Consider the following 24865-nt stretch of genomic DNA (forward strand, 5'->3'; position numbering starts at 1 on the left):
CGGCTCAATCTCTCATAAAGGGCGGTGATTTTACCGTTGCCTAATTTCTTGGGTTTCATGGGAACGCTCCTTTCTATAGGTGATTTCTTATCCCCCTTTCACAGCATATATCTTCCGTATAAGGTTTGGGCGGCGTGGTGAAATGCTCCGTTATCGTGGCGGCCACATGGTCGAATATCTGCCCCTGGGAGAGTGCCGGGAGAGTTGCCACATCTTCCAGATCATCCTCTGGTTTCTCTTTCAGAGAGGAACGGAATAGCCGTTCGATCTCTTTCCATCCCTGAGAAACAACTTCTTTGCCTTTGGCAGTAAAGGTATGCTCCCCACAGGTGAACACCGCCGAAACGGTCTCATATACATGGGGTGCTGCCAATGCACAAAGAAGTTTGCAGCAGACCAGGATAAACAGGTTCCGCTCCCCGGCAGGGAGTAAGGATACCTCCTGCTTTGCCAGCTCCAAAGTAGGGATGATGGCGTGGTGGTCGGATACATCCTTATCGGAGATCACCGCCGCCACATCAGGAGTAAATCCACCAACGGCGGAAAACAGGGGCAGCCCTGCAGCCAGTCTGGCAACCGCAGAAACAGTCTCCGCCATATCCCCGGTGAGATACCGGCTGTCCGTCCTCGGATAGGTCAGCAGCTTTTTCTCATAGAGCGCCTGGGCGTAGTCCAGGGTCTCTTTGGCGGTAAACCCAAAGAGGCGGTTGGCCTCTCTCTGTAAGGTGGTGAGGTCATAAAGTTTTGGCGGTTTTACCGTCTTTTTCTCCCGTTCCAGGGAAACACAAACGGCCTGCCCGTTCTGGCAAGCCGTCTGCATGGATACCGCTTTTTCTTTTTCGTCCACCCTGTCGCTTACTGCCTCCAGGCCATTAAGGGAAAGGCGTACATGGTAGTATTTCTTTTTCTGAAAGAGCATAATCTTTCCGTCACGCTCTGCCAGCATTGCCAGGGTAGGTGTCTGTACCCGTCCCACATTCAGGGTTTTATGGTAGAGGACCGAAAAAAGACGGGTGGCGTTAATACCGATCAGCCAGTCCGCCTTAGAACGGCACAGGGCCGAATGGTACAGCGGTTCATAGCGGCTGCCCGGCTCCAGGTGGGAAAAGCCCTCCCGGATAGCCGTATCCTCCATAGAGGAAATCCAGAGCCGCCAGACAGGTTTTGTGCAGCCGGCCATTTCCACCGCCAGACGGAAGATCAGTTCTCCCTCACGCCCGGCGTCACAGCCGTTCACCAGCTCCTTCACGTCCGGGCGCTCCATCAGGGACTTTACGATGGAAAACTGCTTTTCCTTTCCGGGGGATACCACATGCTGCCAGACTTCCGGCAGGATAGGCAGGTCCTCATAGTTCCATTTCTTATAGCGTTCCTCATAGGCTCCGGCCTCTGCAAGGGATACCAGGTGCCCGATACACCAGGTCACCAGACAACCGTTCCCCTCCAGGTATCCGTCTTTCTTATTCTTTGCACCCAGGGCAGCGGCATAAGCCGCCGCTACACTGGGTTTTTCAGCGATAATCAGTTTCATACGCTTTCATCCTCCTTTGGTGTGTCGTCCAGATACTCAACCTCGGTATCCTCATATTCATCCTCAAAGTCATATTCCCCCAGATCATCGTTCCCTTTGGTGGAGGACTTATCCTTTATGAACTTGAAGTAATAGAACGCACCGCCTCCGCCGATCAGAAGCAGGGGCAGGAGGATGAGGGCAGGATTAAGCCCTCCTTTTTCTTTGGGTTCCTCCTTAGGTTCTTCGGCTGCCGGTTCCTTGCCTACACAGCCGGAACGGTCATTCTTGCAGACTTCACAGTCCATCTTCACGCTGCTGGCCTCGCATTTTTCTGCACAGGTGCAGACTGCCGGTTGTGTCTGCGGTTCTTTGCCCTCGGTGAGAGCCAGCAGGTCCGCCTCATCCACCTGGTTCAAAAAGTGGACCGTATTTTTTCCATCCGCCGCCCGGTCAATGATAATGTAAAAGGTATTGCCGCTTTTGCTGGTAACGGTGATAAACTGTTTATCCTCACTGCCAGCCGACTCTATATCATCTACCAGGGACAGATTGCCCTCCGGGGTGAGAGGGACGGGCTCCGGTGTGGTTTCCGTTTGCGGCGGGGGTGTTTCTGCAGGCGGGGGTTCTACCGCCTCTCCACCTCCGGCGTAGGCGGTCACAGAAAAAGCCGTCATGGAGAACATAACGGCTGCCAGTACCAGGAACTTCCTGAAAAATCTCTTATTCTTCATCTTCGGTTTCCTCCGTATCCCCGGAGTAATCCCCCTCCGGCAGGGTGATCTCACCGCTTGCATAGGCTTTCAGGAAAGCAGACAGCTCTCCACGGTCCATCTTGACTGCCTTAACCATGCGGACAATCTCCAGGTTTTCTTCCTCGGCGATCTTCTGCTCCAGGTCACGAACCTTTTTCTGCAGTTCGCCGATCTTGGCTTTCGCCTTTTCAATCTCACTTCTGTATTTCTCAATCGTCGCCATAAAATATCATCCTTTCTGAAATTTGTTACCAGTTCATCAGACCGTAGCCGTGGATATACTGGCTGTTAAGAGGGTAACTCTTGATCTTGCAGGCGTCGCCGCTGTTGCCCTCCACGGTATAAACATTGGTCCCGTCTGTTCCGATCACAAGACCTACATGGTCGGAACCGCCGCCATCCCAGTCGAAGAAGATCACATCACCGGGGGCTACATCCGTGTAGTTTCCAGCCGCCCATTGCCCGTGTTCCTTGAACCAGGGAACGCCCTGGGAGGCACAGGCAGCGAACCTCGGCTCGCTGTATCCTGCCTGGTTGATACACCAGGAAACAAAACAGGCACACCATTCCACACGGCTGTCAAATCCATACCAGGACCAGTAAGGCTGTCCGCCTACATTTCCCACCTGGGCTTTTGCCAGATCAATGATTTCCTGATTGCCCGGACGGGTGCCGTTTACAAACTCCACGCCGCTTAGATCGGTGGAGGGGCTGGTGTCGAAAGAACCGCCGCCAAAAAGCAGGGGCATATTTCCGCTGGTGTCCCGGTAAGCCTGGTAGAGTTCAAGCTGCTCTGCGGTGAGGGTTTCCTCTGCTACATGAAAAAGGCCGTGGTTTTTTAAGGTCACGGTCATAATGTAGTAGGTATAGGGGACTTCCACCTCGTAAGTATCGGTATGGGTATTTCCATCCTCATCCGTCCAGGTGTCCATCCTTGTTTCGGTGCGGTAGCGGATTTCCTCCGTTTCCGTTTCGGTAAGCTCATACTGCAGTTCAAAAACTGTTTGGAGTTGCCCTTGTGCAGACGCCGGGGTGTAGGCCCCGCCAAAGTAAGCGGAAAGATAAGCCGCCAGTTCGTGAGGGTCATGGTGGATACCGTCCAGATCAAAACGGTACTCGTCATATCCTGGGTTCAGGCTTTCATAGTTATCAAGCTCATACTGTAAATCCTGTTCCATAGCGGTGTAAGCCGCCTCCACCTCTTTCATATCCTGTTCTTCTGATGGGTAAGAGGTGGCGGTGACAGCACCCAGGCCGCCGATCACCATATTGGTGCAGGAGGAAATGCCGCCGGCCAGGACCAGGATAAGAAGCCCGATCGCCAGAACCAGGAGCGCCCCTTTCCAATGCCTTGCAATAAAACGGGCTCCTTTTTCTCCGGCCTGGGCGGTTTTCTTTGTAGCGGCGTCTGCCGCCTGCCCGGTTTTTCCGGCTGCTTTGCCAGCGTTTTTCACATCCTTAGTGTAATTATGTTTGATCTTCTGTTTCTGCAGGAACCGGGAGAGCGGGTTGGAGGAAAGGCTTGGGTTCTCCGACAGGGCCTTGTGATACTGGAAATTCACATTGGCTTTATGGAGTGCCCGTTCCGCTTTGGCAGCCTCCCGGTAGGGTTTCAGACGGTGGTTGCGGAGAGCGGTCTTTGCCATGCCGGAACTTTTGGAAAGAGCACGCTCACCGGTCCGCTCGATACTATGCCCAGCCTCCACACCGGAATTTTCTTTTTCCACTTCATGGATTTTGCCGTGGGCTTTGCCGGTTATCATGCGGCCTGCCAGGGAAGCCGGACGGGAAACAGGGTTTGTCTTTTCGACTTCCGACATGGGCTTTTCCACTTCCTTAAACCGGAGTTTCGTTTTGCCTTTGCTTTTTGCCTCATCATAGAGTCGTTCACGAGTCAGCTTTTTCTTCTTTGGGATACGCTCCCTGGCTGCCTCTGCTTTATCTGCCGCCTGTTCCGCTTTGCGGATATAGCGGTCCAGTTCCGGCATGGCACGATCTTCCTCGGTAAAATGAAGCCTCCCGGAAAAATCCGCCTCCTTTTCTTTGCCGCTGATATTTTCGCTTTTGCCCGTGGTCTGGTTTTCTTCGACTGCACCCTCACGGGTGATCTTCTGGGTCACCTTGTCACGGGGCTTATACTGTTTCATGTTCCATCACCTCCCAGATACAATGTTCTTTACACCTGCCGGTCAGTATCTCCGCCATAAAGTGAAAGATCGGATACGCCTGGGGAGGGCAGACCGCATTCCCCAGGGTCTTTAAGCGGAGTGCCCGGTCTTTGGTCTGCTCCGTTATGCGGGGCACTCCCTCCGGCTCCCTGTCCCAGAGGACAGCTCCGTCCATCCTTTCGGGAAGCCCATAAGCCATTCCACCCAGTCCGGGTTTAAGGCCGCCTTGTCCGAGAGGGGATTTTCCTGGAAGATCACCTGGGCTGCCAGGTTCCCGTTCTTCTTTTTCGGGTCGTAGGCAGATGGTTTCAGGGTAGAGCGGAACCCGTCCGAGGCTACCGGCGTCAGGTAGAACACCGCAGCCGACAGGGGCAGGCTCCAGATTGCCCCGCTTTTGTTCTTCTTGCGGAAAATCCCATTGTCCGACAGGTACACATCCAGGCTTTGGGCGTCCTTTACGGTTCCCTTGTCGGAGGCAAGGGGCGTAGGAAACATCAGCCGCGATGATAAAAGTTCGCTGGCGCTCATGCCATGCGCCGACACCGCAAGCCGGAAATACGAATGGGAGAACAGCGTATCCCGCTTTTGCCAGGTCAAAGATCGTTTTGTCGAGCCCCATATTGATGAAGCCAGCAACATTTTCCCCAAGCACGAAACGGGGCTTAAGTTCTGTAATAACCCGGCACATCTCCGGCCATAAGTAGCGTTCATCCTCAAAGCCTTTCTGTTTTCCTGCGGTGGAGAAAGGCTGGCAGGGAAAGCCCCCGGAGATGACCGTGACGGTTTCAAGTCCTGTTTTTTCAAAAAATGCCTCCTTTGTCAAAGTCGTTATATCCCTGAATTTTGGAACGTCCGGCCAGTGCTTTTCTAAAACGGCGTAGGGATAATCCGCCCATTCACACTGGCAGACGGTTTCAAAGCCGGCAGCCTCCGCCGCTAGGTCCAGGCCGCCGATACCGGAGAACAGGCTTAAATGGGTTAATTTGTTTGTAGATATAGTTTCACCTCCTAATTTTGGGCATAAGAAAAGCGCTACTGAATTTTCAGCAACGCTTACTCAAAAGATTATTATCTTTTAGGTGATTTCCCTGTTAAATGGATTAAGGGATAATCTTCATTGACTTTTTTGCTCTTATACAAATCTTTTCTCATGCTCTTTAACAAATTTGTCAAAAGCTTATCATGCTTTTCGGATACAAAATTTTTAGAATTTGATGGCTTAACATAGTCATGAAAAATCATCAGATCACTTACTACTTCGGCACTTCCAATCAAAAGAAGTTGGTTTTGGGCGTCTGCCAACTGATCTCGTGCACTTTCCGAGTTATCGGAAACTACAATATTGCTGACAGCTTCAATGTAATTCAAATAGTATTTCTCTTTGAGGCGGCTTTCGTCTGCTGCAATTTGTTGTTTCTTAGCAAAATAGTATGTCAATCCTGCGGATACCGCCGCAACCACTATTCCTATTATAGGGACTAATAATTCAATCCAATTTTCAACAGTCATTCTGCCACCTCCAATTTATAAAATATTATACCACCTTTCATTTATAAATCATAGCATGAGTTATGGGTCAATTACTTCCTCCGGCTTTGTCGTCATAATGCGGTACAGCTCCGTATCCTGCGGGAACCGGTCCACGAAAGGTAAGATCACGTTTCCATAGAAGATCAGCCCCTCGCCGGGTCCCGAATGGGTCACATAGGAGAGCTGCTGCGGGGAGATACCCAGTTTCTTTGCAAGGATTTCCCGGTCGCCGGCTGCCTGGTTTAACATATACACAAAGTCCGAGTTCTCAAAAATGTTCTCGATCTCACGGCTTGCTAGCAAATCCTTAATGTTCTGGGTGATACCCGTGGGGATACCGCCCCATTTACGAAAGCGTTTCCAGATCTCCACGGAGTAGGCGGCGGTCTGTTCCTCCTTTAAGAGCAGATGGAACTCGTCGCAGTAGAACCAGGTGTTGGCGTGCAGTTCCCGGTTTTCGGTGACTCTGCCCCAGACCTGGTCCTGGATGATGAGCATACCCAGCTTTTTAAGCTGTTTCCCCAGTTCCTTAATGTCAAAGCACACAAGGCGGTTCTGAATATCCACATTGGTGCGGTGGTTGAAAATGTTAAGGCTGCCTGTCACATAGAGCTCCAGGGCGGCGGCGATACGGGCAGCCTCCAGCTCCGGCTGTCTCTGGATTTCCTCATAGAGATTGCCGAGGACAGGCATATTTTCCGGTCTGGGGTCAGCCAGATACCCACGGTACACGGTGGTAACAGCCCGGTCAATGATGGTCTTTTCAATGGGCTGCAATCCATCCTTGCCTCCCACGATCAGTTCGCAGAGGGAAAGGATGAAGTCACTCTTTAAGGCCAGGGGGCTTTCATCCTCGGAGTAGTTCAGGTTCAAATCCATAGGGTTCACATAGTCTTTGCTGGTAGGGGAAATCTTCACCACCTGCCCGCCCAGGCGGTTCACCAGGGGAGCGTATTCTGCCTCCGGGTCACAGATGATGATAGTATCTTTCTTACTTGCCACCAGGAATACATTGGTAATCTCCCTCTTAGCGGAGAAGGACTTGCCGCTGCCCGGTGTACCTAAGATAAGGCCGTTGGGATTTTTAAGCTGCTTTCGGTCCGCCATAATCATGTTGCCGGAAAGAGCGTTGAGCCCATAGTACAACGCCTCGCCGCCCTGGAAAAGTTCCTGGGTGGTGAACGGTACGAAGATGGCGGTGCTGGAAGTGGTGAGGCTCCGCTTGATATTTACCTGGTTCAGTCCCAAAGGGAGAGAGGACATAAGCCCCTGCTCCTGGCAGAAATCAAGGCGGGTCAGGGCACAGTTATATTTCTGAGCCACGCCTGCCGACTGGAACACATTGTTTTCAAGTTTCTGTCTGGTATCCGCAAGGTTCACCACCAGGAATGTGAGCAGGAACATCCTTTCATTTCTGCTCTGCAAATCACGGAGGAGATTTTTTGCCTCACCTCCATAAGTGGCAAGGTCGGAGGGGATTATATCCATGTCATAACCTGCCCGGACCGCTTTTTTCTGTTCTGCGATCTTCATGGCGTCCAGATCGGTGATCTTCCTCTTGATGGTCTTGATGGCCTCGTTGTGGTCGATACTGCGAATATGCAGCGTCACCATGAGGCCGTCCTGTGCCTCCATGAAATCTGCCAGCATACGGTCATTGAGTTCCGGTGCCAGGATTTGCAGGAAAGAGACCGCACCCAGTTTCTTCCCCATGCGGAACATCCTTGTGTTTCCAAACTGGAATGAGGACGGGGCGATATAATCCTTGACAGAGAGACCGGTCTTAGGAAGCCAGTCCCATTCAAAAGAGAACGGCTCCCCGTCCGGGTGCATGAGGCCGTGGAGGACCTGCAGGCGTTCTTTGCCGTTCAAAGGTTTTGCGGCTGCACCGATCACCTTAAAGAGATTGAGTACATCCGTCTCAATCCGGGAGAGCCTTGCCCTGGCTACCTTTAAGTCCTCCGCCTCGATGGTGAGTGTCAGATATTTGCGTTTCACCAGACCGTTGTTCCCACGGGAGAGCTGGTTCTTTAACATGAGGGCATATTCCTTTCGGATACTGTCAAAGCTGTCCCCCTGGTCGCTGATCTCGATGGAGCGTTCAAATTCCTCCCGGCCTACATACTGGCTGATAAGGGAGAGCTGCACTCCCACGGAAGCGTCAAAGTAGTTATACAGATCGCACAGGTTTTCAAAGGTGGCTGTCTTATCATCCGCCTGGGCGAGCTGGTAATTTATATCGTCAAAAGCAAGGCTTTTGGAATAGGATTTGCCCGGCAGCTTGCAGATACCGTCCGGGTATATCACCTCAAAAGGGATACTGTCCTGGGCAGTATGGGGCTTTCCGTCCCCCTTAGCCTGCCGGATGGCCTTATCCACGGCCTTTTTCTCTCTGGCGGTGAGTTTTACCTTTCCCGCCGTTTTTTCTGTTCTGGACAATCCGTTTCACCTCCATTTCCAGATCACGCTGCCTTGCCAGGGCCTCGTAGAAGTTGTTGGTCTGATAGGGGCGGTTCTTTGGGCGGATGAATTTTGTTTCGATCATCTGCTTTAAGATCACCTCTAAAGGCTGTCCGTTTTTCTCATACATGGCAAGCAGAAAGAACGGCAGCATAACCATCATCATGCAAAGGGTCGCCGTGGAGTTCCCGGCAGACTCTTTGAGTAAAAAGAAAAGCGGCACTCCTAAAAGCACCGCCGGGGTAAAGCAGATAAGCTGCCTTTTTGTCAGGCCGAAAAATACCTTTGTTTTGATTTTGGAAAGGTCTTTCGGTACGGTCACATAAGCCAATCAGCATACACCTCCTTTAATGGGCGCTGAAAATGCCCTTTGCCATGCTGCCGGTCTTAAAGAGGGTAAAGCATAAGAGGACCGTGTATCCCATGCAGCCCCAGATGGCAGCGGATATGTTGTCGGCGGTGGAAATCTCCTGGATGAGGACCGCATAAATGCCAACGCATATCATAATGAGAAACGCCTGGAAACCTAAAGCAATCAGAGACTTTAAGTAGTTCTGCCCCACGCTGGACCATTCCCGGTTGCTCATGGTAGCAAAGGGGATAGGCCCCACGGAGGTTACAAGATAAATCTCGATCATACGGCCATAGACCACCAGGAAGATACAGATGGAGAGGATATTCATGGTGAGCCCCACCACCATGCTCTGGAACCACAGCCCTAAAAGAGGCCCTAAGTCCATAGCCTCAAGCTGAGCCTCCATATCAGGGATGGCGGTGGAGAGGTCAATGCTGGTAGAGCCGCTAATGATACCGCCGCTCTGGCTTACCACGTTCTGGGCCACATCAAAGATCGCCATAACGATATTCCAGGTGTTGGTGACTAAGAACACGGCCACAAAGGTTTTGAATATCCACTTGAAGAAAATCCATGTGTCTACATCATGCAGGTTGTTCTTCTCGATCACAAGCTGAATGAGCTCGTAGCACATCACAAAGGTTAAAATGATACCGGCTATGGGGATAATGACTGTTTCAGACAGAGACCGGATGAGGTTGAAAACGCCGCCGTTCCATGCCGACGGCGTCATGCCAACCTCCCCGGCGATCTCGCCCACTTTGGTATTTACCGTGTCAAACATCCCCGACAGGTTACCGAGTATCCCGCTGATGAGCAGCTCTTTGAGCCACTCCGCCAGCTTGTCGAGTATGCTTTGCATAGGTTATCCCTCCGTCATTATCCGAACAGGCCGGAAAGCAGTGGTACAAGGGTCATGCCGATCAGGGCAACGCCGCCGCCCGCCATAAGCTGTTTTATCCCTAATTAGGAGTAAAACCTTGCTCGATGGCGGGCGGCGGCGTGTCAAAAAATATATGGAATTGTTTTAGAACCGCCCCAGCGTAGACAGGTCAGCCCTTGACCTGTTCCACCTCCGGGATGGGTTTGAGATTGAAGTGAATTTCGATAGAAATGTGTCGTGTCTTATCGCTGTCGATGTGTTCATGGACAACGATTTCTTTAATCAGGCGGTTTAGGGTGGCTGCGTCCAGCTCCGTGATGTCGGCATATTCCTGAATGGCGTCCACCCATTGTTTGGCGTCCATCGCCAGCCGCATTTCATCAGCCAGCTTCTTGCGCCCCTGTGCAACCCGTTCTTTCAGTTCAGCCTGTTCCTTCTGCGTCTTGTCCAGCATGAGATTGAAGTTGGCTTCGCTGATCCGCCCGGCAACCATGTCCTCATAGAGCCGCAGCACCATCTTTTCCAGAACCTCAATCCGTTCCTCGTCTTTTGTCAGGGAACGCTCCAACGCTTCCCGCTGGCCTTTCTGTTCGGCTTCGCAGGTGTTGGTCAGCTTCCCGGCAATGGCTTCCCCATCGGTCAGGGCAGCCTTGGCGCACTCCCGGATTTTGTTCAGGACAAGGTGGTAAAGGGTGTCGTACTCTACCCGGTGCTGGGAACAGTGGTTCTTGCCGAACGCCCCATAGGTCTTACAGGCATAAATCTGCTGCGGGTGCTTGGCGTGGGTGGTGCGGATGGTCAGCGACTTGCCGCACTCGCCGCACTTGATAAGCCCGGCAAACAGGCTGGTTTCCCCGTCCTGCCGGGGGCGCTGGCGGGATTTCAGCTTGTCCTGCACGATGGCAAAACTTTTGCTGTCAATCAACGGTTCGTGCCGTTCCTCCACCACGATCCAGTCCTGCGGCTTCTTCTCGCCAATGGTGCCGATTTTGAAGCGGTAGTCCTTCTTTTGGGAAGCTATCGCCCCGGTATAAACGGGATTCATCAAGATGTCTTTTATCACGGAGAAGTCCCACATATACCGCCCGTTTTCCGGGTCTTTCTTTTCCCATTTGGTGCGGACATTGCGGAAGCCCCGTTCCCGGTTCCACCATGTAGGGCAAGGCACCTTCTGTTCTTCCAGCCTGCGCCGGATAAAGTTGGGGCCGTGTCCTTCCAGCGCCCAAAGGAAGATTTGCCGGACAATGGGGGCGGTTTCCTCGTCCACCAGCAGGTGGTTTTTGTCCTCCGGGTCTTTCCGATACCCAAAGGGAGCCACACAGCCGGTAAACTGGCCTTGCTGGGCTTTCAGAAGATACGAGGAATGTACCTTCTTGGAAATATCCTTGCTGTACATCTCGTTCAGGATGTTCTTAAACGGCGCAATGTCGTTGTTGTCCCGCATGGTGTCGATACCGTCATTCATGGCGATATAGCGGACGCCGTGACGGGGGAAGAAGTCCTCGATCAGTGTGCCGGTCTGCAAGTAGTTTCGGCCCAATCTCGATAAATCTTTCGTTATCACAAGATTTATTTGCCTTCGCTCGATGGCCTTTAACATCCGTTTCAGGTCGGGGCGCTCCATGTTCAGCCCCGTGTAGCCATCGTCCTGATAGACTGCCACAACCTCCCATCCCTGCTTTTCGCAGTAGCTTTCCAGCATATCCCGCTGGTTGGCAATACTGGCGCTCTCCCCGTCAAGGTCATCGTCTTTGGAAAGCCTGCAATAGATGGCCGCCCGGAAGCTGCCCGCCAGAATTGCGTCCATGCCTGTGTATTCATATCCGTTCATCATAACCGTTTACCCGCACAATCCAGACGGAACACGGTTCTTCTGAACCTCGTCTTTATTATATCCTAAATCTTGTGTTTTCGCAAGATTATCCTTGCCGGTATTCTGCCCATATTTTTGGGCAATCAGGCTCACAAAGACATCCGCTGCGTCCAGCTCGCCGTCAAAAACTGTGGTAACATGAATCTCTGTTTTCGTTTTTGCCATAGGCAGTTATCCTCCATAATAGAATAGCCAGACAAGGAGAAGGTCGGCAACGAAGTCCGGCAACGGGCTTCAAAAAACCTCAAAACCATCTCTGTCTGGCGGTTTGGTTACAATTTATATTTTCTTTTATTTTTCTGTTGCTTTGGTTGCTGATAGGGGAAAAAGCCCGCAGTTACGGGGCTTTCCCCGGCAACCAGCCTGGCAACGGGAGTGCAACAAAGTCGGCAACGGGGTGGGATTTTCAGAAAGGAAGCTCCATCTGCTCTGTGACCTCCACAAATCCCTCCGGGATTTTTTCGGCTCCGTTGCTGGTATCCGTTGCCGGGGCTTCACGCTCCCAGCCCTTCTGCCTGCCGTATTCCGGGAACATCCGGGGATTGGAAAAGTAGTGCCAGCCTGTGACACAATGGTTCATAATATCGTTGACCTCCCGGATTTCCCATTGTTTCGGCTCGTCAAAGGGGTGGTTCAGGGCTTCCCGGAAAAGCTGCTTGGAACACACCATGCTGCCGGTGTAGCGGTCAAGGTAGGCTTGGATCATCCCGGCCTTGGTGTCCTCCGGCATGAAATCCCGCTGGTGTTCTTTGAGATAGCACACCATTTCGGGGCTGAAAGACAGCTTAAAATCCCCGCTGCGGTAAATGGTCATGGCTTCCGCCCATAGCTGCTCCATGTAGGCTCTGGAAGCGGCTTCATCGTCCAAAATATGAACTTCCGCCTGTTCCGGGTACACCATGACCGGCAGAAAGCGCCGGTTGCCGGAACGGTCAAGGGGCAGGAAGTCCAGGGCGTTGGAAGTTCCTCCGAACACGCATTGCCGCAGCCTGTCCTCCGGGTGGGTTTCGTATGGGATTTTATAGACCTCCTTCTGTCGGCTCAAAAAAGACTTGATTTCCTCAATGCTCTTGGCATTTGCGGTGGCAATCATCTCCGACATCTCGATAATCCAGTGGCCTTGCAGCTTGCGGTACACATTGTCATCGTCCAGCTTGCGAAGGTCATCGGAAAACCACTCGTCTTTCACGGCCAGCAGCCGGAAAAAGGTGGATTTTCCGGCTCCCTGACCGCCCACCAGACAGAGCATGACCTCAAACTTGCAGCCGGGATGAAACGCCCGGTGGATGGCTCCCAGCAGAAACAGCCGCAGGGCTTCATAGGTGTACTGGTCGCTGTCGGCTCCTAAAAAGTGGTGCAGGCAGGTACGGATACGCTCGGTTCCATCCCAGGTCAGGCCGTTCAGGTAGTCCCGGATGGGGTGATAGCCATTTTCATTGGCAACGATCCCGATGGCGGCGGCAATCTTCTTTTCGCTGGTCAACCCGTATGTTTCTTCCAGATACAGGAGCAGATAGTTCATATCCGTGTCTGTGATGGCGGTGCCGGTACGGTGGTAGCCGATGGGCTTGATGATGTCGGTTCGCTCGGTCAGCAGATTTTTTGCGATTGCCCCGGAAAGCAGCGGGTCATTCTGAAAGACGGTCAGGCAGTTGCGGATACTGTTGCGGACGCCGCCTTTCTCGGTGCTTTCCAGCATGGCTTTGACTTCCTCAACGCTCCGGAACGGCGGTGCTTCTTGCATGGTCTGTTCTGCGGCTTGCCGTATCTCCGGCGGTAAGCTCTGCCATTCGTCTTTCAAGATTGCTCACTTCCTTTCCACAGTCGATGATAAAGGCTGCCCGTTCCTCCATATCCGGGGAGAGCAGCACATCCAGCAGATAGTCCACATAGTCCTGCTTTTGCAGGGATTCCACAAACAAAGGGTGGAAATCCTCGTCTGGTGTGTTGGGGGCATAGTCCCGTTTCCAGCGGCGCAGCAGGTTTCGGTAATCACACAGCACCCGGAAGCAGTAACGCTCCATGCGGCGAAACCGCTGTTCCGGGGTTTCCTGCGGTGGTTTCCTGTGGCTGGGCGGCTCCTTGTCCTCATAGGGGATGGAAAACTCCTGTGCCAGCATAAGGGCGGCTTCCTTGGGGCTGACAGCTTCCAGACGGGAAACAAAGTCGATCACATCCCCGTCTGCCTGACAGCCGAAACAGTGAAAGCGCCGGTCAACCTTCATGCTTGGGTTTTTGTCGGCATGGAAGGGACAGACGCACATCCCGTTTCGTCCCACCCGGATTCCGAAATGCTCGGCAGCCTGCCGGGTGGTAACAGACTGCTTGACAGCTTCAAATACATTCAACTAAATCCTCCTGAAAATAAGAAAAGCGCCTGTCATTCTCGAAAAGAAAATGGTAAGCGCCTGTTAAAGTTCCATATCCTGTTTTTTCTCTGTGCGGGGCTGCTGGCGTTTCTCGGCCTGTTCCTCCTGGATACGCTGTGCCCGGCCTTTGACTGCCTGCTGGATGGACGGTTTCTTGCCCGGCTCGGCAGTCTGGCGGTACTGCTCGGACGGAAGCACCTGATTGAGCCAGTGGCGTACATCCCGGAGAATCTTCACATCCTCCTGCACCGCTGATAGGCGCTCCTTATACTCGGCCACTTCTCCGGCAAGCTGCGTTCGTTCCTCATTCAGCTTTTTGGTGCTGTACTTGGTTCCCTCCAAATGCACCTTGAAATAGCGGACAGCGGCATTGTAGGCGTCCAGTTCGTCCCGATGGGCGGCGGCAAACTGTTCCTTTGGTTTCTTAAACCGGATGGCGGCATATTCCGCATGAACCGGCTTGTGGGCTTCAAAGTTGGCGATATGGGAAAGCAGGGTGTCGATCTCCTTCATGCGTTTTTCCTTCGGCTTCATCTCTGCCCGGATGGAAACGACCTGCCCGCTGACGGTATCCAGATAGGCGTCCAAACTCTCCACGGTGGACAGTTCCTTGTCCCGCAGATAGCGGATGGCGTCCATAACCTTGTTGAAGTCATTTACAGTGCCTTTGAGCTGGCCTTTGCTCGTCCAGCCGGTGCGCTCCTCCCGGCGCAAATCCAGATATTTGCCCAGCAGCTCCGGCAGGGTGGGTTCCTTCGCTTCCTGCAAGGCTTCCAGCAGGGCGGCCTTTTTCTCCTTCAGGTCTGCAATCCAGCCTTTCAGGTGGCGCACCATCTGACGGATGGACTGCATGAGCCGGTTGGCGGCGGTAATGTCCCGGTTCAGATTGCCAATGTTGGTCTGTATCCCTCGTTTCTCCATCTGGCTGACCGCTGGCCCCATGTGGACAGTGGGGATTTTATCAAGCCCCTGCCGCTCATAGGAACGAAGGTCAAGGCGCTCCGGGCGATCATTGGCTTCCAGATAGCGGTTAGCGACAGCCGCCCAGCCCTGCCGCCAGATCTCGCCGTACTTCTGGTCGTTCCAGTCCACGGTGTCCTCCTTATGGCTTTTCCAGTTGCCGGACGGGAGCCGGATACGCTCGCCGTTCTCGTCAAGGTCATACACTTTCCGGCTCTTGGGAAGCCATTTCCCGTTTTCGTCCATTGCCCGCATGGTCAGCAGGATGTGAGCGTGGGGATTCCCGTCCCCCTTGTCGTGAATGGCAAAATCGGCAATCATGCCTTTGGAAACGAAAAACTCCCGGCAATAGTCCCGGATCAGGTCGGCGTGCTGCTCCGGGGGGATTTCCCTCGGTATGGCAAGCACGATTCTCCGGGCAAGCTGGGAGTTCCATTGTTTTTCTACGGCTTCGGCAGCGTTCCACAAGGTGTTGCGGTCTGCGTACTCCGGCGGGGCGTGGGGCGGCAGCATGATTTCTGTGTGGACGATCCCTCGTTTCTCGGCATAGTATTTCTGCTTCTGGTCGTACTCGGAAAACAGCCGTTCGCCGCTCTGGTAAGCTGCGGCGGCTACGGCTGACTGGCGGTTGCTGCGCTGAACGATTTTTATATCATGGTGGGGACAGGGCATAACGGTTTCCTCCTTCCTGTGGTTGATTGGATGGGGTGGTGGTTTGCCACCTCATTTTGGGCAAAAGAAAAGCAGGAAACCGTTTCGGATTTCCTGCTTGGTGGGGCCACCGGTGGGCGGCTACTATTTAGTTACATTTCTTTATCAAACTTGAAGCGATAGTAGAGAGCAAAGCCATGAACGAGAAGATATGCAAAAACAAGCAGAAGTACAGCAACCATATCTATCCCCATAAGGGCAAATGATAACATTAAAGCCCCAAAAACAAAGGTCATCATATCAAACGCTTTTCCCTTAGCCCGGTTTGCAATCGCCACATTACGCTCGTCATTTTTTTCAATATCCAGTTGCCTTTTTAATTCGGGGTAACTATTAATGGCCCGTTCAGAAATCACATTTCCCATACCATGTCCAAACAAGCCACACCCAATGCCAATACAGACATAGGGTAATGTTCTCATTATTCCCTGCGGATCATTGCTTGTTTTAATTAGGTACAAGCTCACTGCCAGCAGAAGCAATCCTATAATGATAGTTGCATGATTTGTAATTTTAGATTTCATTGTCCATCCTCCTCATAAATAAAAATTTCCTCAATCGTCATATGAAAGTATCGGGCAATTTTGAACGCCAACTGAATAGACGGATTGTAGCGCCCGTTTTCTAAAGAGCCGATTGTTTGGCGTGATACTTCCAAGGCGCTTGCCAATTCTTCTTGCTTGATTCCTCGCTGTTTGCGGAGTTCTTCCAGTCGATTTTTCATGCGAACCTCCTTTCTAATGGAAAGTTTGCTTTCCGTGTTTTTAGTATATCACATCCATCCGAAATGTCAAGCAAACTTTCCATCTTGCTCGTCATAAAATTATAGAACTTGCTGGACGGGAACAGCTTGCAGCGCAAGGTGTTTCCGGGCGGCAAGTCCACAAAGGGGTAGCTGGCGCAGCCAGCGCAGGGGAAGCGCAGCGTCCCCTGTGATGATTGGAAGCAGTCGCAAGTGTGCTGGAAATCATCCGCTTTCCGCAGGAAGCCCCCGGCAGGGCGCAACGCACCGGCTCGACCGGTGTATAGTTGCGCCCTTACTCCGTAAGGGGTTCCCCGGTTACCCGACATTTCACGCTTTCCGCAACAACTTCCTTCATGCCAGTTTGGGAAAATGCCTGTTTGAGAATGTCCATCACATCATCGTCCGTCAGCACTTCCGGCCTTATCAGGAAACTTTCCAGCATAGCCCCTCTGGTGCAGAGCCGGTGCGTCCGTTCCTTCCGGGTAAGCTGTTTTATCTGATGTGCCAGTATCTTTTCTTCGTGCTGCGCCCGCCGCAGTTTGGCTTCGCCTTGGGCAATTTGCTGATTGAGTTTTTCCAGCTTTTCATTCATCACGGCAGCCCTCCTTCTTGGGGAGCAGCGTGTAAATGCGGTTCGGTTCTCCCACGCCCCGGCGCACCCGAAGGATCAGTCCGGCGTCCTCCAATTCTTTCAAGGAACGCTTGACGGTCACGGAGCTGCGGGACAAGGCCGCTGCCAGCTCCACAATGGGGAAACGGACAAACAGTATCCCGTTGGTATCCTCCGCACCTCCCGTAAGGGTAGCGTCCAGCAGGCGGGCATACATGACTTTTGCGGTGCTGCTGACCGGCAGCCGTAGCATGGCGGTAGGAAGTGGCATACAGGGCGGCAGAACGGTGTCTGCGGTCATAAATTCAAATTCCATTTAGTCGGTTTTCTCCTTTCGCTTGGCTCGTTTGGACAGGTAATGGGGGCAGTCGATCACGACAGCCCGGAAGCTCTGTTTGCACTCATGCTGACACTTCCGGCACAGGTCGTTGTAGGCCACACGCCCCCGGTCATTGAGGAAGAAGGACAGCTCCAACTTCCGTTTCTTGCTCATTCTCGGCATGGTGCCTCCTATCATAGAAAATCCGTCCATTTCAGCCGTAACGGTAGAGATGGGCGGATAGCGGTTTTTGGTGTCATGTTTCGGGGCGATTTTCAAGGAAAATACGGCCATAGAGCCGCTTGGAAAAGCCCCATAGTATCACGGACAGGGCAGACTACGCCCCGCCGATTTGTCATGTTTGGGTAGCGTTTTGGTGTCAGTTCTGCCGGGTTTCCCTGATGTCGTTCCTGCCCCTGAATCTCACAGCAGCGTTTCGTTCCCGTTGGTACGCTCGCTGCGGTCAAGGTTCCTCCAACTCCTTGCCGCAGGTCGTTGCGCTACATCGCCGGGGAGCATATCCCATCAGGCCGGTCATTCGATTGGAATAATCCATCGATGAACTGACTTAATCATAGCTCATTTTTGAACCCTTTCCCGTATGTCCAGAAAGTAGGAATACCGCCCTAAAATCGAAAATTTCCACGATTTCGGAACGGTATGGTATAATGGTTATATATGCTCGAAAACCACATGGGAAGGGAGTGGCAAACCAATGAAAGACCATGTTTCCTTGCAGGAACGCTTGAAAGATTTACGGGTGGAAAAGGGCTTGAAGCTGGAAGAACTGGCGGAAAAGACCGGCATTTCAAAATCTGCTTTAGCCAGCTATGAAAATGAAGAAAACCGAAATAAGGAAATCAATCACGGCAACCTTATCGCATTGGCAGACTTTTATGAGGTGTCCATTGACTATCTGTTCTGCCGGACAGAAAACCGGGAGCAGATCAACACCCCGCTGTCTGAACTGCACTTGACCGATGAAGCCGTGGCGCTTCTGAAAAGTGGACGGATCAATACCCGGCTGCTGTGCGAGATGATGTCCCACGAAAAATTTGCGGAGCTGATGGCTGACGCAGAAATCTATGTGGATGGAATGGCTACCATGCGGTTCCATGACATCAACAGTGCGCTGGCCGCTGTCCGGGCAATGATACTGGAAGAGCATCCCGAAGCTGCCGCAGACCGTTCCCTGAAAATTCTGGAAGCCGGTCAGATAGAGGAAGAAGATTTTTTCTGTCATGTGACACACAAAACATGGGACGCTATCCTTCACGATATACGCAAAGTCCATGAGAACGACATGGAGAGTGCGCCGGATACCACGCCCGCCGATGAACTGATAAAGGAAGTCCGAAAGGCCATGCAATCCACCGGCGACAGGGTGCAGGAATTTCTGGAAATCTTCTGCAAGGCGTTCCAGCTAAAATACAAGCGGCTCACAGACGAGGAAAGAACAACCCTGAAAAGGCTGTTCAAAAGATCGCCGCTGATTAAAAATTCCGGGATCAACTTCCGGCGCAGGCCGTGGAAATAAAAACAGCCGTTGTGGGATTGGCTCCTACAACGGCTATTTTTTGTTAAAGATAAAACCAGAAACACTTAAAGCTGCTATAACAGACGAAACACCCGGAACAGGAATCACTTCAATTGAATTTTTTAGTGCTTCACTAATTAAAATACTTCCCGGATCAGATATACATGGAGTTCCAGCATCAGATACCAACGCTATACTAATATCTTTTTGCAAAATTAATTCAATCAATTTAGTTGCTTGTTCTTTTTCATTAAATTTATGATATGCAACCAATTTAGTGCTAATATTGTATTTATTCAACAAAATTAATGTTCTTCTTGTATCTTCTGATGCTATGATGTCTACTGCCTTAAGTGTTTCAATAGCTCGTAAAGTAATATCACTCAAATTTCCTATCGGTGTTGCCACTACATATATTTTTCCCATTATAATCTCCACAATTATTTTTTTATAACAAACATAATTTCATTAAAATATGCCTTTCTAAATATAATCTCCATCTGACTATTTTCAATATATTTTGTCATCATGTTTTCATAATAGTCCTTCATTCCAACATTCTTTCCGGATATCGATTTTGTAGGAAATGTAATAATAAAAAATTTAGAATTTATTTGTTCTATTATAGAACGGAAATATCCTTTTTTTTGTTGCTCTAATAATGGAACGATTTTAAATAAAAAAACAACATCCCATTCTCCATTGGGAATATCACATAAAATATCGCCTCCATAGATTTTGGCTTGCAAATCATACAACGATAATATTTTATTCACCAATTCAATATTATCTAAATTTATATCTGTCGCTTCATATCTTACTCTGCTATCAAAGTTGTCGGACAGAACATACGCTACTGGATTTAGCCCACAAGCTATATCCAATATAGAATTAACATTTCCCACCACTCGGAAAATATCATTATAGAATTCTTTATAAAAACTACTCCTTTCTTTTGTAGATATATGTAATAATAACAACTGCTCTATCATTTCTGTTGAAATATGTCCATCATTATCAATGCATTTTTTAATACTGGCAATTTTATTTGCATTAGCTATCGATAAAAATGATTCAGAAATGATATGCAATCTTTTTTTTGACGACCTTAATATATCTTTGTCTTTTTTGTACTTTATACTTTCTTCATTACAAATTCTATTGATCGTTTCAGGGATTATATTTGAATATTTTTTTGATGTCATCACTGTTTGTACAATATTTTCTATAGACATAGGCGTTCCTTCTTTCACGATTTTCTTAATTTCTCCATTAAGTTTGTATAAAATCTCAAATTATGTATTGTTGCTAACCTATAAGCTAATGGATCATTGATTTTGAAAAGATGCCTCAAATAAGCTCTTGAATAATTCGTTGACATATTCAAATTTTATCTCATACTTGCCATACCACATGGGATGAACAGAAAGAATAACTCGTAATTTATGACTTCGTTTTAATCTCCGATAAACGGAAATTTATTAAAGAGGATTGTTCCAGTATTCCACAGTATTTCCGTTCACATCATAAAAAGTAATGGTACCAGCATTTATAGGCAAGACAATCGCAAAAGGTTTATTGCTATCAATAGAAATCCCCTGAATGGAGTTGCCATCATCTATTTGTAGTTGTGTTACCTGCTGTTGATTCATAGAAATAAATGCTCGTTCTTTATATTCCTCTACTGTGAACTCTACAATTCCCCTTTCAACTCCTGAAAGGCTCCCGCCACCACGAAAGAAATATCCAAAGGAGAGCCCTGGACGATTAACATAGACGGAAAAAGTGTGGTCACTCATATCCTGGGGATAAGAAATATATGCAGCCATCGTGTCGGAAACACTTCCATCAACTGTCCAATCATCCTTAATCTTTTGCGACGAGCGAATATCCGCTTCTAAATTGGTTGAAGTCACACCAATATCATTGTTGGCATAAAGAAATCCAACAAACAAAGCGCAAACGAGAACAACCCCAAGCATTATTTTCAGAAAAATCTTTTTCATGTAATCACACGCTCCTTCAACTTTGTATTTGTCACCCTTTTTCAGCGGTACTTTCATCCTGCTCCAATTCAATCACATCTGAAATATCACAATTCAGAGCATTACAAATTCTCAGTAGGGTTTCCATGCTGATGTGTTTTCCCTTGCCCATGTTGGCAATCATGTTGGTTGTCAGACCGGCGGCAAGCCGCAAGTCCTCTTTTCTCATGCCACGCTCTTTCAAAGTGTTCCATAATGGCTGATAGCTGATGTTCATAGGCTTCCCGTCCCTCTTTCCATCGTTAAGTGTTCTGCACCCATTATAGCAGAAATCTTGCGTTTCCACAATATTTCTTGACCACACCGCCGGTTCCGTCTGGATTGTGCTTTTCCTTTCTTAGCTTTTGTTACATCTAATTAGCCATAAGCTGTTTCATGCCCTGGCTTTTTACTGATGTGCGATAAAGAAGTAATAGAAATGTAAAAAATTTTGCCGTTCCTATCCGGCACTTAGGGCTGTGTCGGATAGGTCGGGCGTTAGGCTTCGGGCAAGTCAATCTTGCCGACAAAGCTGTAATAAATCTCAATGTCCTGCCTGCGGGTGCCGTTCTCGTCATAGCTGCACTCATGCACGACGATTTTCTCAATCATCTCCCGCAAGAGGGTGGGGGTAAGTTCCTCAAAGGCAAGGTGCTTTCGGACGATACCCATAAACTTTTCCGCGTTGACGGTGGCGGCCTGCGACTTATCCAGTTCTTCCTGCAAAGCGGCGGCGCGGTCTTTCAGTTCCCGCTGCTCCTGCTCATAGTCTGCCGACAGTTCCATGAAACGCTCGTCGCTGATTTTGCCGTTCACATTATCCTCGTACAGCCGCTTGATAATGCGGCTCACTTCGGCAATGCGTTCCTGCGCCTGTTCAAGCTGTTTGGTGGCTGCGGCGGTCTTTCTCTTGCCGCCGATCTCGTTCTGCTGGATAAGCAGCTTCACAAAGCGGCTCTCATGCTTGGCGGCGTATTCCGTCACTTGCCGGAGATTGGAGAGGACACCGGCGGTCAACAGGTCGGTGCGGATAAAGTGCGCCGTACAGTCGCGGGTGCGCTTCTTGTAGCTGCCGCAAATGTAACAGTCCTGCTTGCGGTTTTTGTTCTGATACCGCTGCTGATACATCACATGGCCGCAGTCGGCGCAGAACAGCATACCGGAGAACAGCCCCACTTCATCATAGCGGTTCGGGCGTTTGCGCTGCTTGCGTAACTCCTGCACGCGCTCCCATGTTTCCCGGTCTATGATAGGCTCATGGTGGTTCTCAAAAACAGCCTGCTTCTCCACGGGGTTCTCTACACTGTGCTTGACCTTGTAAGAGGGCTTCTCCGTCTTGAAGTTTACCAGACAGCCGGTGTACTCCCGGTTTTCGAGGATATGAACGACGGTGTTCGTCGCCCATTTGCACTCATAGCCGGGGTGGTATCGGCGGGTGCTGCCCGTCCTACGGTATTCCAGCGTCCCCGGCGTGGGGATTTGCTGCTCCGTAAGCATACGGGCAATCTTGGTCGGGCCGTTCCCGGCAAGGCAAAGCTGGTATATCTGCTGGACAACCGGCGCGGTTTCCACGTCAACGAGATAGTTCTCGTCCTCGTCCATGAGGTAGCCATAGACCGGCTTGCTGGTAACGGGCTTGCCGCTCATGCCTTTTGCTCTCTTAACTGCCTTGATTTTCTTGCTCGTATCTCTCACCAGCCATTCGTTGAACAGATTTCGCAGAGGGGTAAAATCGTTGTCCATGCCGCCGTTTGCGCTGTCCACATTGTCGTTGACAGCGATAAACCGCACGCCCTTTTGGGGGAACAGCATTTCCGTGTAAAATCCCACCTGCAAGTAGTTTCGCCCTAACCGGCTCATGTCCTTGACGATGACCGTACCCACTTTCCCGGCTTCAATGTCTGCAAGCATGGCTTGAAAACCGGGGCGCTGGAAGTTTGCGCCGGAAAAGCCGTCGTCGGTGTACCAGCGCAGATTGGTAAAGCCATTCTGCTTGGCGTAGGTTTCCAAAATACGCTTTTGGTTGGAAATGGAATTGCTTTCGCCTTGCAACTCGTCCTCATGGGACAATCTCGGATAAAGGGCGGTAATGAGGTTTTGGGTGGCTTGTCTTAACATAAAATCCTCCGTTTCCGACAGCCAGCCCCACTATTCCATAGCTTTATTGTACCACGGAATAGCGGGGGCTGTATAGCGGCAAAAGTGTAAAATCTGCTTCTTTATGATTTGTCAAATTTCCGGTTTTTGTGTAGCAGCGGCTTCCGCTTCCAGTACCCGCGCCATTTTGTCGGCGGCGGTGGTCGTGGTATCTTTCTTGAAATAGCCGAACACGACAAGGACGGAATTGCCCATGCGGATTTCCGTCACGCAGTCGGGGCGGCGGGCTGTGCGGGTGTCGTGCTGCTTGTTATCTGCCATAGGCAATACTCCTTTCAGTCGGTAATCAGTTTCTTCATGCTCTCCATTTTCCGCTGCGCGGCTTCCTGCCGGAAGTTGTCGCCGGTAAAGCGTACCGGGACGCACATGGAAATCAGGCGGTCATAAATCCGGGAATGTGCGGTGTCCTCTGGGTTCCGCAGGTCGTCCAGCGTGAGGTTGGTCGTGACGATCAGCGGCTTGCCGCTGCGGTAACGGCTGTCAATCACATTGAAAACCTGTTCCAGCCCGTATTCGGTGCCGCGCTCCATGCCGAAGTCGTCAAGGATAAGCAGCGGATAGCGGCAAAGGCGGGAAATGTACTCGTTGCGGTTCTCAAAGCTGGCGGCAAGGTCGTTGAGGATAAGGGCAAAGTTCGTCATGTGAACGGGGATTTCTTTCTCCATGAGGGCGTTTGCGATACAGCCCGCAAGGTAGCTTTTCCCGGTTCCCACGCCGCCCCAGAACAAGCAGCCGATATTGTCGGCTCGCATATCCTCCCAGTGTTCCACATACCGGCGGGCAATCCCGGCCTGCGGGTTCCTGCCGTTGTCGTTCTCAAAAGTCCAGTCCCGCATGGTGGGGTCGGTAAAGCCCCGGCGTTTCAGTTCCTCCACGGTGTCAAGGTGCCTGCGCCGCTTCTCGGCGGCCTCCCGTTCCTCGCGGGCGGCTCTCTGGCAGTCGCACTCTGCCGGGTGGCGGTCACGGCCAAAGATAGCGGCCTTATCCGGCGCAAAATAGGCTTCTTTCGGCTTACGGCACTTGCCGCAGTACAGTAAACCGTCCTCGCCGGTGTAGTCCTCCGGCTCCGGGGTGACAGTCGTCATATTCTCCAAAACAGCGTTGATTTCGTTCTTCATAAACTCTCGCCCTCCTTGCATGAGTAGTCTGGTATGCCCTTTTTCGGGGCTTTCTTGGCTGCGTCCTCCTGCGCCCATTTGTAGATTGTGGCGGCATGGCTGTGGTATCGCTTGCCGCTGGACGCGATATGGCAGGATAGCCGGTCAATGTAGTAGTTCCATTTGTCGGGCAGGTCTGCTTTCAGCCCGTCCAGTTCTGCTTGCGAAAGAAAGACATTTTCATACCGGCCATAGGCAGCGCGGGCGGGTTGTCCCGTATCTAACTCTCGCTCTCTCTCTTTTTCTATCTCTATCTCTTTCTCTATCTCTATCTCTGGTGGACAAATGTCCGCTTGATATGGTGGACATTTGTCCGCCCCGGCCTTTGGCAAGGCTTTTTGTTCCTGCAAAGCCAGCCTTGCCCGCCGTTTTCGCTCCCCCTCGGTAGAGGATTGGCCGATCAGCAGTTCAATATTGCTCATATACAGCGCGCCGCTTGGCAGCGGCTCTACAAGCCCCAGCTTCATAAAAATCTGCAAGGCTCGTTCTACGGTGCCGACTTGCTGGCGGGTAATGGTGGCAATCATCTGCGCGGTGTAGGGGATATTTTCATCAAGCTGCAACTTTCCGCCGTTTTTCAGCGATTTCAGGTACAGTTTCAAGAGAATGTTGGAATAGAGGATACCGTCCTGCATACTTTCCAGCAGCACGATAGCGTCCTCGTCAAAGTAATTCTCTTTCAGCTTGAGGTAGTAGTATTTTCGGTTGTCTGACATGGTTCCTCCTTTGGGTGGATTTGGGG

The 24865-nt window shown here is 50.9% G+C and carries 27 protein-coding genes and 3 pseudogenes; 1 reads left to right on the top strand and 29 read right to left on the bottom strand.

The annotated features are described in order from the left end of the window. Positions 1–109: 109 nt before the first annotated feature. From ACEVJK_RS06755 to ACEVJK_RS06850, 20 genes and pseudogenes are all read right to left on the bottom strand, one after another. Positions 110–1531 (bottom strand): annotated as a pseudogene (locus ACEVJK_RS06755) (DNA topoisomerase); the annotation flags it as partial. After that, entirely contained in the window at positions 1528–2244 is a 717-nt protein-coding gene (locus ACEVJK_RS06760; RefSeq protein ID WP_105310317.1) for a DUF4366 domain-containing protein, read from the bottom strand. The pseudogene ACEVJK_RS06755 and the gene ACEVJK_RS06760, both read right to left, overlap by 4 nt. Beyond that, the gene (locus ACEVJK_RS06765) at positions 2234–2488 is read right to left on the bottom strand and encodes a DUF4315 family protein (protein WP_105310318.1); all 255 of its coding nucleotides are present in this window, start codon (positions 2486–2488) and stop codon (positions 2234–2236) included. Before ACEVJK_RS06765 ends, ACEVJK_RS06760 begins: the two co-directional genes overlap by 11 nt. Positions 2489–2513: 25 nt before the next feature. Further along, positions 2514–4412: a CHAP domain-containing protein gene (locus tag ACEVJK_RS06770; RefSeq protein ID WP_153917615.1), complete on the bottom strand. Its 1899-nt coding sequence runs from the start codon at positions 4410–4412 to the stop codon at positions 2514–2516. Then, a complete protein-coding gene (locus tag ACEVJK_RS06775; protein ID WP_105310319.1) occupies positions 4399–5430 on the bottom strand; it encodes a DNA cytosine methyltransferase in 1032 nt (343 codons plus the stop codon). The genes ACEVJK_RS06770 and ACEVJK_RS06775 overlap by 14 nt, the downstream gene beginning before the upstream one ends. 71 nt (positions 5431–5501) lie before the next feature. Further along, complete coding sequence (locus ACEVJK_RS06780) at positions 5502–5942, bottom strand: hypothetical protein (RefSeq protein ID WP_105310320.1); 441 nt, start codon at positions 5940–5942, stop codon at positions 5502–5504. Positions 5943–6002: 60 nt separating this feature from the next. After that, positions 6003–8402, bottom strand: a complete 2400-nt coding sequence (locus ACEVJK_RS06785) for a VirB4-like conjugal transfer ATPase, CD1110 family (RefSeq protein ID WP_105310321.1) — start codon at positions 8400–8402, stop codon at positions 6003–6005. Further along, positions 8335–8754: a PrgI family protein gene (locus ACEVJK_RS06790; protein WP_105310322.1), complete on the bottom strand. Its 420-nt coding sequence runs from the start codon at positions 8752–8754 to the stop codon at positions 8335–8337. The genes ACEVJK_RS06785 and ACEVJK_RS06790 overlap by 68 nt, the downstream gene beginning before the upstream one ends. Before the next feature lie 16 nt (positions 8755–8770). Beyond that, positions 8771–9640: a VirB6/TrbL-like conjugal transfer protein, CD1112 family gene (locus tag ACEVJK_RS06795; RefSeq protein ID WP_105310323.1), complete on the bottom strand. Its 870-nt coding sequence runs from the start codon at positions 9638–9640 to the stop codon at positions 8771–8773. Positions 9641–9657: 17 nt separating this feature from the next. Then, a pseudogene (locus ACEVJK_RS06800) lies at positions 9658–9741 on the bottom strand (Maff2 family mobile element protein); the annotation flags it as partial. 89 nt (positions 9742–9830) lie between these two features. Further along, the gene (locus ACEVJK_RS06805) at positions 9831–11495 is read right to left on the bottom strand and encodes a recombinase family protein (RefSeq protein ID WP_108817230.1); all 1665 of its coding nucleotides are present in this window, start codon (positions 11493–11495) and stop codon (positions 9831–9833) included. 6 nt (positions 11496–11501) lie between these two features. Next, entirely contained in the window at positions 11502–11699 is a 198-nt protein-coding gene (locus ACEVJK_RS06810) for a hypothetical protein (protein WP_015544974.1), read from the bottom strand. A 241-nt stretch (positions 11700–11940) separates the two neighbouring features. Further along, the gene (locus ACEVJK_RS06815; protein ID WP_180334953.1) at positions 11941–13278 is read right to left on the bottom strand and encodes a virulence-associated E family protein; all 1338 of its coding nucleotides are present in this window, start codon (positions 13276–13278) and stop codon (positions 11941–11943) included. Continuing rightward, on the bottom strand, positions 13247–13882 hold the full coding sequence (locus tag ACEVJK_RS06820; protein WP_103900339.1) for a CHC2 zinc finger domain-containing protein: 636 nt from the start codon (positions 13880–13882) through the stop codon (positions 13247–13249). Before ACEVJK_RS06820 ends, ACEVJK_RS06815 begins: the two co-directional genes overlap by 32 nt. Positions 13883–13945: 63 nt before the next feature. Continuing rightward, positions 13946–15535 carry a MobQ family relaxase gene (gene mobQ / locus ACEVJK_RS06825; RefSeq protein WP_108817229.1) on the bottom strand — a complete coding sequence of 530 codons (1590 nt, stop codon included), beginning with the start codon at positions 15533–15535 and terminating at the stop codon, positions 13946–13948. Positions 15536–15666: 131 nt separating this feature from the next. Next, the gene (locus tag ACEVJK_RS06830; protein WP_103900358.1) at positions 15667–16098 is read right to left on the bottom strand and encodes a DUF6442 family protein; all 432 of its coding nucleotides are present in this window, start codon (positions 16096–16098) and stop codon (positions 15667–15669) included. Further along, positions 16095–16298, bottom strand: coding sequence for a helix-turn-helix transcriptional regulator (locus ACEVJK_RS06835; protein ID WP_103900359.1), 204 nt, complete (start codon positions 16296–16298; stop codon positions 16095–16097). Before ACEVJK_RS06835 ends, ACEVJK_RS06830 begins: the two co-directional genes overlap by 4 nt. A 313-nt stretch (positions 16299–16611) precedes the next feature. Next, positions 16612–16911: a DUF3847 domain-containing protein gene (locus ACEVJK_RS06840; RefSeq protein ID WP_180334952.1), complete on the bottom strand. Its 300-nt coding sequence runs from the start codon at positions 16909–16911 to the stop codon at positions 16612–16614. Beyond that, on the bottom strand, positions 16904–17245 hold the full coding sequence (locus tag ACEVJK_RS06845; protein ID WP_108817227.1) for a DeoR family transcriptional regulator: 342 nt from the start codon (positions 17243–17245) through the stop codon (positions 16904–16906). Before ACEVJK_RS06845 ends, ACEVJK_RS06840 begins: the two co-directional genes overlap by 8 nt. Beyond that, the gene (locus ACEVJK_RS06850) at positions 17246–17431 is read right to left on the bottom strand and encodes a hypothetical protein (RefSeq protein ID WP_044930770.1); all 186 of its coding nucleotides are present in this window, start codon (positions 17429–17431) and stop codon (positions 17246–17248) included. 532 nt (positions 17432–17963) lie between these two features. On the opposite strand from ACEVJK_RS06850, the gene ACEVJK_RS06855 reads away from it, so the two are divergent. Further along, the gene (locus ACEVJK_RS06855) at positions 17964–18785 is read left to right on the top strand and encodes a helix-turn-helix domain-containing protein (protein ID WP_108817225.1); all 822 of its coding nucleotides are present in this window, start codon (positions 17964–17966) and stop codon (positions 18783–18785) included. Between the two features lie 33 nt (positions 18786–18818). Here ACEVJK_RS06855 and ACEVJK_RS06860 read toward each other — a convergent pair whose 3' ends face one another. The 9 genes and pseudogenes from ACEVJK_RS06860 to ACEVJK_RS06900 form a co-directional block, all read right to left on the bottom strand. After that, positions 18819–19211, bottom strand: a complete 393-nt coding sequence (locus ACEVJK_RS06860) for a ribosomal RNA small subunit methyltransferase I (RefSeq protein ID WP_103900326.1) — start codon at positions 19209–19211, stop codon at positions 18819–18821. Between the two features lie 14 nt (positions 19212–19225). Further along, positions 19226–20020, bottom strand: coding sequence for a hypothetical protein (locus ACEVJK_RS06865; protein ID WP_103900327.1), 795 nt, complete (start codon positions 20018–20020; stop codon positions 19226–19228). Between the two features lie 14 nt (positions 20021–20034). Next, positions 20035–20157 (bottom strand): annotated as a pseudogene (locus ACEVJK_RS06870) (tRNA guanosine(34) transglycosylase Tgt); the annotation flags it as partial. A 109-nt stretch (positions 20158–20266) separates the two neighbouring features. Beyond that, on the bottom strand, positions 20267–20791 hold the full coding sequence (locus tag ACEVJK_RS06875; protein WP_108817224.1) for a hypothetical protein: 525 nt from the start codon (positions 20789–20791) through the stop codon (positions 20267–20269). Positions 20792–20822: 31 nt separating this feature from the next. Continuing rightward, complete coding sequence (locus tag ACEVJK_RS06880; protein ID WP_103900329.1) at positions 20823–21047, bottom strand: helix-turn-helix transcriptional regulator; 225 nt, start codon at positions 21045–21047, stop codon at positions 20823–20825. A gap of 260 nt (positions 21048–21307) precedes the next feature. Further along, on the bottom strand, positions 21308–22927 hold the full coding sequence (locus ACEVJK_RS06885; protein WP_147623069.1) for a recombinase family protein: 1620 nt from the start codon (positions 22925–22927) through the stop codon (positions 21308–21310). A gap of 111 nt (positions 22928–23038) precedes the next feature. Next, positions 23039–23227, bottom strand: a complete 189-nt coding sequence (locus ACEVJK_RS06890) for a transposon-encoded TnpW family protein (RefSeq protein ID WP_147610106.1) — start codon at positions 23225–23227, stop codon at positions 23039–23041. Positions 23228–23241: 14 nt separating this feature from the next. After that, positions 23242–24084 carry an ATP-binding protein gene (locus ACEVJK_RS06895; RefSeq protein WP_147610107.1) on the bottom strand — a complete coding sequence of 281 codons (843 nt, stop codon included), beginning with the start codon at positions 24082–24084 and terminating at the stop codon, positions 23242–23244. After that, positions 24081–24839, bottom strand: coding sequence for a phage replisome organizer N-terminal domain-containing protein (locus ACEVJK_RS06900; protein ID WP_147610108.1), 759 nt, complete (start codon positions 24837–24839; stop codon positions 24081–24083). The genes ACEVJK_RS06895 and ACEVJK_RS06900 overlap by 4 nt, the downstream gene beginning before the upstream one ends. Between the last annotated feature and the right edge of the window lie 26 nt (positions 24840–24865).

Origin of the sequence: Flintibacter sp. P01028 (assembly GCF_041925235.1) — a bacterium.
In the GTDB taxonomy this organism is placed as follows: Bacteria; Bacillota; Clostridia; order Oscillospirales; family Oscillospiraceae; genus Lawsonibacter; species Lawsonibacter aceti.

What these genes read in the sequence shown, in the direction of transcription:
- ACEVJK_RS06760 (WP_105310317.1), bottom strand. Translation starts at nt 2,244, where the DNA reads ATGAAGAATAAGAGATTTTTCAGGAAGTTCCTGGTACTGGCAGCCGTT.
- ACEVJK_RS06765 (WP_105310318.1), bottom strand. Translation starts at nt 2,488, where the DNA reads ATGGCGACGATTGAGAAATACAGAAGTGAGATTGAAAAGGCGAAAGCC.
- ACEVJK_RS06770 (WP_153917615.1), bottom strand. Translation starts at nt 4,412, where the DNA reads ATGAAACAGTATAAGCCCCGTGACAAGGTGACCCAGAAGATCACCCGT.
- ACEVJK_RS06780 (WP_105310320.1), bottom strand. Translation starts at nt 5,942, where the DNA reads ATGACTGTTGAAAATTGGATTGAATTATTAGTCCCTATAATAGGAATA.
- ACEVJK_RS06795 (WP_105310323.1), bottom strand. Translation starts at nt 9,640, where the DNA reads ATGCAAAGCATACTCGACAAGCTGGCGGAGTGGCTCAAAGAGCTGCTC.
- ACEVJK_RS06805 (WP_108817230.1), bottom strand. Translation starts at nt 11,495, where the DNA reads ATGATGAACGGATATGAATACACAGGCATGGACGCAATTCTGGCGGGC.
- ACEVJK_RS06810 (WP_015544974.1), bottom strand. Translation starts at nt 11,699, where the DNA reads ATGGCAAAAACGAAAACAGAGATTCATGTTACCACAGTTTTTGACGGC.
- ACEVJK_RS06815 (WP_180334953.1), bottom strand. Translation starts at nt 13,278, where the DNA reads ATGCAAGAAGCACCGCCGTTCCGGAGCGTTGAGGAAGTCAAAGCCATG.
- mobQ (WP_108817229.1), bottom strand. Translation starts at nt 15,535, where the DNA reads ATGCCCTGTCCCCACCATGATATAAAAATCGTTCAGCGCAGCAACCGC.
- ACEVJK_RS06830 (WP_103900358.1), bottom strand. Translation starts at nt 16,098, where the DNA reads ATGAAATCTAAAATTACAAATCATGCAACTATCATTATAGGATTGCTT.
- ACEVJK_RS06835 (WP_103900359.1), bottom strand. Translation starts at nt 16,298, where the DNA reads ATGAAAAATCGACTGGAAGAACTCCGCAAACAGCGAGGAATCAAGCAA.
- ACEVJK_RS06840 (WP_180334952.1), bottom strand. Translation starts at nt 16,911, where the DNA reads ATGAATGAAAAGCTGGAAAAACTCAATCAGCAAATTGCCCAAGGCGAA.
- ACEVJK_RS06845 (WP_108817227.1), bottom strand. Translation starts at nt 17,245, where the DNA reads ATGGAATTTGAATTTATGACCGCAGACACCGTTCTGCCGCCCTGTATG.
- ACEVJK_RS06850 (WP_044930770.1), bottom strand. Translation starts at nt 17,431, where the DNA reads ATGCCGAGAATGAGCAAGAAACGGAAGTTGGAGCTGTCCTTCTTCCTC.
- ACEVJK_RS06855 (WP_108817225.1), top strand. Translation starts at nt 17,964, where the DNA reads ATGAAAGACCATGTTTCCTTGCAGGAACGCTTGAAAGATTTACGGGTG.
- ACEVJK_RS06860 (WP_103900326.1), bottom strand. Translation starts at nt 19,211, where the DNA reads ATGGGAAAAATATATGTAGTGGCAACACCGATAGGAAATTTGAGTGAT.
- ACEVJK_RS06865 (WP_103900327.1), bottom strand. Translation starts at nt 20,020, where the DNA reads ATGTCTATAGAAAATATTGTACAAACAGTGATGACATCAAAAAAATAT.
- ACEVJK_RS06875 (WP_108817224.1), bottom strand. Translation starts at nt 20,791, where the DNA reads ATGAAAAAGATTTTTCTGAAAATAATGCTTGGGGTTGTTCTCGTTTGC.
- ACEVJK_RS06880 (WP_103900329.1), bottom strand. Translation starts at nt 21,047, where the DNA reads ATGAACATCAGCTATCAGCCATTATGGAACACTTTGAAAGAGCGTGGC.
- ACEVJK_RS06885 (WP_147623069.1), bottom strand. Translation starts at nt 22,927, where the DNA reads ATGTTAAGACAAGCCACCCAAAACCTCATTACCGCCCTTTATCCGAGA.
- ACEVJK_RS06890 (WP_147610106.1), bottom strand. Translation starts at nt 23,227, where the DNA reads ATGGCAGATAACAAGCAGCACGACACCCGCACAGCCCGCCGCCCCGAC.
- ACEVJK_RS06895 (WP_147610107.1), bottom strand. Translation starts at nt 24,084, where the DNA reads ATGAAGAACGAAATCAACGCTGTTTTGGAGAATATGACGACTGTCACC.
- ACEVJK_RS06900 (WP_147610108.1), bottom strand. Translation starts at nt 24,839, where the DNA reads ATGTCAGACAACCGAAAATACTACTACCTCAAGCTGAAAGAGAATTAC.